Consider the following 3,211-nt stretch of genomic DNA (forward strand, 5'->3'; position numbering starts at 1 on the left):
CCCGAAGCGCTCGCGGATTACCTTGCGGCCGCGCGCGATCCGGCCGCGATCGTCGGCATGTGCGAGGATTATCGCGCGGCGGCCACGATCGACCTGGAGCATGACCGGGCGAGCCGGGCGGCGGGCCAGAAGGTCCGGTGCCCGCTGCTCGTCCTGTGGGGCGGAGCGGGACGGATCGGCACCTGGTACGAGCCCCTGGACCTGTGGGGACGGTATTGCGCGGGCGAGGTCACGGGCGGTCCGGTTCCGTCCGGCCACTACCTTGCGGAGGAGGCGCCCGAGGCGGTTCTCCAGCGCTTTGACGGCTTCTTCCGAGCCTGATCCGTTCCATGCCGGACGGCGCGGAACGCCGCTTCCGGCTCCCTGTTCTGCCCTCGTTGCAAGGAGGGTGGCATGCGGTTCATTCCGACCCGGATTCACGGGCTCGTCGATTACCTGTGGGGGCTGCTCGTCGGCACGGCGCCATGGGTCTTCGGCTTCGCCGATAACGGGCCGGCGACCTATGTGGCGTGGGTCTTCGGGGTCGGGGCCATCCTCTACAGCCTGTTGACGAATTACGAGGTCGGGCTGCTGCCCGTCATCTCCGTGCCGATGCACCTGATCCTCGACATCGCGGGCGGGGCGATTCTGGCAGCCTCGCCCTGGCTGTTCGGCTTCGCCGACCGGGTGTTCTGGCCGCATCTCCTGTTCGGGCTGTTCTCGGTCGTGGCCGGGCTCGTGACCGAAAAGGAGCCGCGCTCGCCCGACCGGATCGCCAGCGAACGGATCTGATCCGCCCGCCTCCGCCCTGCGGCCGCGTGCTCGACGCATGCCGGCCCCCGCGTCGGACGCATCTGGCCGGCGGGTCGCAACCGCGCGATGATCGCCCTCCCAAGACAAACATGTCGGGGAGGAAACCATGAAAGCTCCTGCATTCGCGGCGGCCTGTCTGGCCGTCGCGTGGTCATGCGCCCAGGCGGCCGAGCCGCTGAAGTTCGAGGTGGATGCGGCCTGGCCGAAACCTCTGCCGAACAGCTGGCTGATGGGGCAGGCGGCCGGCGTTGCCGTCGATGCGGAGGACAACGTCTGGGTCGTCCAGCGCCCCAAGACGCTGACCGATGACGAGAAGGGCGCGAGCCTCGACCCGCCGCGCTCCAAGTGCTGCAAGCCGGCCCCGCCGGTTCTGGTGTTCAACCAGGCCGGTGACCTCATCAAGAGCTGGGGCGGCGCGGGCGAGGGCTACAACTGGCCCCAGAACGAGCACGGCATCCACATCGACCACAAAGGCTTCGTGTGGCTCGCCGGGAACGGCGAACAGGACGGGCAGATCCTGAAGTTCACGCAGGACGGCAAGTTCGTCATGCAGATCGGCAAGCAGGGGCCGCAGACCAACAGCCTGGATACGAGCCGCCTCGGGCGGCCTGCCGGCATGATGGTCGACGCCTCCTCGAACGAACTCTACGTCGCGGATGGCTACGGCAACACGCGGATCATCGTGTTCGACGCCGAGACCGGCGCCTTCAAGCGGATGTGGGGAGCCTACGGCAAGCCACCCACGGACCAGAAGCTGGCCGCGTACAGCCCGGGTGAGACGCCGCCGACCCAGTTCCGCAACCCGGTCCATTGTGTGCAGGTGGCGCGGGACGGGCTGGTCTATGTCTGCGACCGGGTCAGCAACCGCGTCCAGATCTTCCAGAAGGACGGCACCTTCGTGAAGGAGTTCTTCGTCGAGAAGGGCACCCGCGGCAACGGCGCCGTCTGGGAGCTGGCGCTCTGGCCGGACGAGAAGGAGAGCCTCCTCATCAACGCGGACGGCGAGAACAACGAGGTTCGCACCCTTAGCCGCGACAGCGGCGAGGTGCTGGGCGCGTTCGGCCGCAATGGCCGCAATGCCGGGCAGTTCCACTGGGTGCACAACCTGGCGGTGGATTCGAAGGGCAACGTCTTCACCACGGAGGTCGACACCTCGAAGCGTGCGCAGAAATTCCTGTTCCGGGGCGACATGGTTTTGCGCAAGCGCGCCGCGGCACAGTAATCTGGGCAGGGTCAGCCACGCGTCCGGCGGCGCTCGGCTGCCGTCGGACGCTGCTGCCCGGCGGGGCAGGGCGACGAGGCCTCGGCGTCGCCGCTACCACGCGACGCAATCGCGGCTGCGGGCCGTCGCGGTGCTCGACACCCGCCGCCGCCGCGCCTAAAGACGGCGGCGCGCCATCAGGCGCCCGCCCCATTGAGGAGAACCGCATGCAAGCGCAGCCGTTCAGGGTCGGCGTGGCCGGCCTGGGCACGGTCGGCGCCTCGGCCCTCAAGATTATCGCCCGGCAGGACAACGCGCTCACGGAGCGCGCGCGCCGTCCGATCCGCGTCACGGCCGTGTCGGCCCGCGACCGCACCCGCGACCGTGGCCACGACATGTCCCGGTACCGCTGGTTCGATGATCCGGTCGCGCTCGCCCGGTCTGAGGATATCGACTGCGTCGTCGAGCTGATGGGCGGCGCGGACGGGCCGGCCAAGGCCGTCGTCGAGACCGCGATCGCGCACGGCAAGCATGTCGTGACCGCGAACAAGGCGCTGCTCGCCCGTCATGGGCTCGATCTCGCCCGCCGGGCTGAGGAAAAGGGCGTCTCGCTCGCCTTCGAGGCGTCGGTGGCCGGGGGCATCCCGATCGTGAAGACGCTGCGCGAGGCGCTCGCCGGAAACCAGGTCACCCGGATCTACGGGATCCTGAACGGCACCTGCAATTACATCCTGTCCCGCATGGAAAGCGAAGGGCTCGACTTCGCGACCTGCCTCGCGGCGGCGCAGAAGCTCGGCTATGCCGAGGCGGATCCGACCTTCGACATCGGCGGCTTCGACACGGCGCACAAGCTCGCGCTGCTCACCGCGCTGGCCTTCGGGACGGAGATCGACTCGGAATCGATCTATGTCGAGGGCATCGAGAAGATCGCCCCGCTCGACCTCCGGATGGCCGACGAGCTTGGCTTCCGCATCAAGCTCCTCGGCGTCGCCGAGCGCAGTCCCACGGGCATCGAGCAGCGCGTGCACCCGACCATGGTGCCGAAATCCTCCTCCATCGCCGAGGTGATGGGCGTCACCAATGCGGTCACCATCGACGCCGATGCGGTGAAGGAGCTGACGCTGGTCGGCCCCGGCGCCGGCGGCATGGCCACGGCCTCGGCGGTGGTGGCCGATATCGCCGACATCGCCAAGGGCATCCGCAGCGCGCCGTTCGGCC

General features: G+C 68.9%; 3 protein-coding genes and 1 pseudogene. All 4 read left to right on the forward strand.

Going from position 1 to position 3,211, the window contains the following annotated elements; translation table 11 throughout:
• Positions 1-321, forward strand: a pseudogene (locus JWR86_RS01940) (alpha/beta hydrolase); the annotation flags it as partial.
• Between the two features lie 72 nt (positions 322-393).
• Positions 394-771, forward strand: a complete 378-nt coding sequence (locus JWR86_RS01945) for an SPW repeat protein (protein WP_299559977.1) — start codon at positions 394-396, stop codon at positions 769-771.
• A gap of 127 nt (positions 772-898) precedes the next feature.
• On the forward strand, positions 899-2,014 hold the full coding sequence (locus tag JWR86_RS01950) for a hypothetical protein (protein WP_299559980.1): 1,116 nt from the start codon (positions 899-901) through the stop codon (positions 2,012-2,014).
• Positions 2,015-2,220: 206 nt separating this feature from the next.
• Positions 2,221-3,211 (forward strand): homoserine dehydrogenase (locus tag JWR86_RS01955; RefSeq protein WP_299559983.1); only part of this gene is annotated, 991 nt, incomplete at its 3' end.

The organism is Enterovirga sp., from assembly GCF_028290205.1.
Classification (GTDB): domain Bacteria; phylum Pseudomonadota; class Alphaproteobacteria; order Rhizobiales; family Beijerinckiaceae; genus Enterovirga.

What these genes read in the sequence shown, in the direction of transcription:
- JWR86_RS01945 (WP_299559977.1), top strand. Translation starts at nt 394, where the DNA reads ATGCGGTTCATTCCGACCCGGATTCACGGGCTCGTCGATTACCTGTGG.
- JWR86_RS01950 (WP_299559980.1), top strand. Translation starts at nt 899, where the DNA reads ATGAAAGCTCCTGCATTCGCGGCGGCCTGTCTGGCCGTCGCGTGGTCA.